Raw genomic sequence first — 3,397 nt, forward strand, 5'->3', positions numbered from 1 at the left:
CCCGCTCCCCCGCCGCGGCCATGCGCCAACTCGCCGAGGCCGAGCGGGAGTTCACGTCCGCCGTGACGCCGTCCGCGGGCTGGCCCGAGCTGGCCGCGGCCTGTGCGCGCGGCCTCGCCGACCTGGCCTCGCTCCAGGTGCCCGCGCGCGGGCCCGACGGCGAGGAGCTGTGCGTGCCCGCGGCGGGCGTGCCGTGGTTCCTCACGCTGCTCGGCCGCGACGCCCTGCTGACCTCCCTGTTCGCCCTGCCGTACCTGCCGCGGCTCCCCGCCCCTGCCGCGGCTCGCCGCCGCGACGCTGCCCGCGCTGGCGGCGACGCAGGCGACCGAGCACACCGAGGGGCGCGTCGCGCAGCCCGGCAAGATCGTGCACGAGGTGCGGCACGGGGAGCTCGCCCACTTCGGTCAGGTCCCCTTCGGGCGGTACTACGGCTCGGTCGACGCCACCCCGCTGTTCCTCGTACTGCTCGGCGCGTACACGGAACAGACCGGCGAACCGCACGCCCGGGCCGCCGTCGGCTGGATGCTGGACCACGGCGGGCTCACCTCGCGCGGCTACCTCGTCTACCGCGCGGACGAGGGCGGGCTCGCCAACCAGAACTGGAAGGACTCCCCCGGCGCGATCTGCGACGCCGACGGGACGCGGGCCCTCGGTCCGGTGATGGCCGCAGGGGCGCAGGGGTACGCGTACGACGCGTTGCGGCGCACGGCGTGGCTGGCGCGCACGGTGTGGGACGACGAGGTGTACGCGGCCCTGCTCGCGCAGACCGCCGCCGACCTCCGCGACCGCTTCCAGCGGGACTTCTGGATGCCCGCGCGCTCGTTCCCCGCGCTCGCGCTCGACGGGAAGGGCGCGCAGGTCGACGCGCTCGCGTCCGACGCGGGGCACCTGCTCTGGTCCGGTCTCCTCGACAAGGAGTACGGCGAGGCGGTCGGCCGCCGCCTGCTCGAACCGGACTTCTTCTCGGGCTGGGGCGTCCGCACGATCGCCGCCGGGCAGGGGGCGTATCACCCGCTCTCCTACCACCGGGGCTCCGTCTGGCCCCACGACAACGCCCTCATCACCCTCGGGCTCGCCCGCTACGGCCTCCACGACGAGGCCCGGACCGTCGCCCACGCCCTCGTCGACGCCGCCACCACGGCGGCGGGCCGCCTCCCCGAAGTCCTCGCGGGGTACGAGCGGGAGGCGTACCCCGCGCCCGTCCCCTACCCCCACGCCTGCGTACGCGAGTCCCGCTCGGCGGCGGCGCCGCTGGCGTTGCTGACGGCGGTGGGCGGGGCGTAGCCCAGTAACAGCGGGCTTTCAGCCGCCCGACGTGTCCAGTTCCGCGTCCGCCGAGATGCCCGCGCAGTCGTAGGGGTCCTTGAGCCAGCCGTCCGGCAGGACCACGCGGTTGTTGCCGGAGGTGCGGCCGCGAGGGCCGTCCGCGCCGGCCGGCCACGGCTGGGAGAGGTCCAACTCGCCGAGGCCGTCCTCGAGTTCGGCCAGCGAGGACGTGATCGCGAGGCGCTTGCGCATTTCGGAGCCGACCGCGAACCCCTTCAGGTACCAGGCGACGTGCTTGCGGAAGTCGATGACGCCCCGCGCCTCGTCCCCGATCCACTCGCCGAGCAGGGCGGCGTGCCGCAGCATGACGGCGGCGACCTCCCGCAGGGAGGGAGCCGCGGGCGCCCCCGTCCCCTCGAACGCCGCCACCAGATCGCCGAAGAGCCAGGGGCGGCCGAGGCAGCCGCGGCCCACGACGACGCCGTCACAGCCGGTCTCGCGCATCATCCGCACCGCGTCCGCCGCGGACCAGATGTCGCCGTTGCCGAGCACCGGGATCTCCGGGACGTGCTCCTTGAGGCGGGCGATGGCGTCCCAGTCGGCGGTGCCGCCGTAGTGCTGGGCGGCCGTCCGCCCGTGCAGGGCGATGGCCGTCACGCCCTCCTCGACCGCGATGCGGCCCGCGTCCAGGAACGTGATGTGGTCGTCGTCGATGCCCTTGCGCATCTTCATCGTGACGGGCAGGTCCCCGGCGCCGCTCACGGCCTCCTTGAGGATCGCCCGCAGCAGCGGCCGCTTGTACGGCAGCGCCGAGCCGCCGCCCTTGCGGGTCACCTTCGGGACCGGGCAGCCGAAGTTCAGGTCGATGTGGTCGGCCAGGTCCTCCTCCGCGATCATGCGGACGGCCTTGCCGACGGTGGCGGGATCCACCCCGTACAGCTGGATGGAGCGCGGCGTCTCGCTCGCGTCGAAGTGGATCAGCTGCATGGTCTTCTCGTTGCGCTCGACCAGGGCCCGGGTCGTGATCATCTCGCTGACGAAGAGGCCCTTGCGGCCGGAGAACTCCCGGCACAGCGTGCGGAACGGCGCGTTCGTGATCCCGGCCATGGGCGCGAGCACGACGGGCGGTCGCACGGCGTGCGGGCCAATCGACAGTGCCGACAGCGACTGCGTGGGCTGGGACATCGGGCGGCTCTCCGGGAACGTACGAGAAGGGGGCAAGCCTCCATTGTCCCTCACTCGCCGCGCAGCTCCGCAAGCCGTCCCAGGCGCACCTCCGTCTCCTCGTCGGCCGGCACATACGCGACGAGCCGGTGCGCCTGCGGCTGCGGGGCCATCCACAGGTTGCGGTGCTCCAGGCGCAGCAGCCCCACCTCGGGGTGCCGGTACCGCTTGACGTGCGGCGACATGGTCGCGACCTCGTGCCGCCGCCACAGCTCGCGGAACTCCGCGGACTCGGCCAGCAGCCCGTCGAGCCGTTCCTTCCAGGCGGGCTCGGCCACGTGCTCGGCCATGCTCGCGCGGTACTTGGCGATCAGGTCGCGCAGCATCTCGTCCCGGTCGAGGAACGTCTCGCGCCAGTGCGCGCTGGTGGTGAGCAGCCACAGGCAGTTGCGCTCGCGCGGCGGCAGCTCGGTCAGCTCGCCGAAGAGCTGGGCGAAGGGGCGGTTGTGGGCGAGGACGTCGTAGCGGGCGTTCTGCAGGGTGGCCGGGTAGGGCGCGATGGTGTGCATCAGACGCAGCGCGGTCGGGGAGAGCAGGGGGCAGTCGTAGTCGGGGCGGGGGTCGACGACGCCCGCGAGCACGAACAGGTGGCCGCGCTCGGTCGGGTCCATGAGCAGCGCGCGGGCGATGGCGTCCAGGACCTGCGCGGAGACCCGGATGGCCCGGCCCTGCTCCAGCCACGTGTACCAGGTGACCCCGACCGCGGAGAGCTGCGCGACCTCCTCGCGGCGCAGCCCCGGCGTACGGCGCCGGGCCCCGCGCACCAGGCCCACCTGCTCCGGCGAGATGCGCTCGCGGCGGCTGCGCAGAAACGCGGCCAGCTCCTGGCGGCGGATGTCGGGGGCGGCGGCGGACCCGGCGGTGGGCCCAACGGGGGGCGCCGCGGAGTGCCCGGCGGCGGGCGGCG

The 3,397-nt window shown here is 74.4% G+C and carries 2 protein-coding genes and 1 pseudogene; 1 reads left to right on the forward strand and 2 read right to left on the reverse strand.

Annotation, left to right across the window (positions count from 1 at the left end; all coding sequences use genetic code 11):
• Nucleotides 1-1,284 (forward strand): annotated as a pseudogene (locus STRAU_RS29120) (amylo-alpha-1,6-glucosidase); the annotation flags it as partial.
• Between the two features lie 18 nt (nucleotides 1,285-1,302).
• On the opposite strand, the gene dusB reads toward STRAU_RS29120, so the two are convergent.
• Both dusB and STRAU_RS29130 read right to left on the reverse strand, forming a co-directional pair.
• Nucleotides 1,303-2,451: a tRNA dihydrouridine synthase DusB gene (gene dusB / locus STRAU_RS29125; protein ID WP_037662664.1), complete on the reverse strand. Its 1,149-nt coding sequence runs from the start codon at nucleotides 2,449-2,451 to the stop codon at nucleotides 1,303-1,305.
• Nucleotides 2,452-2,501: 50 nt separating this feature from the next.
• Nucleotides 2,502-3,397, reverse strand: an 896-nt coding sequence (locus STRAU_RS29130) for a helix-turn-helix transcriptional regulator (RefSeq protein WP_052029333.1), incomplete at its 5' end; no start/stop codon positions are given.

This window comes from Streptomyces aurantiacus JA 4570, from assembly GCF_000414115.1.
Taxonomy (GTDB): Bacteria; Actinomycetota; Actinomycetes; order Streptomycetales; family Streptomycetaceae; genus Streptomyces; species Streptomyces aurantiacus_A.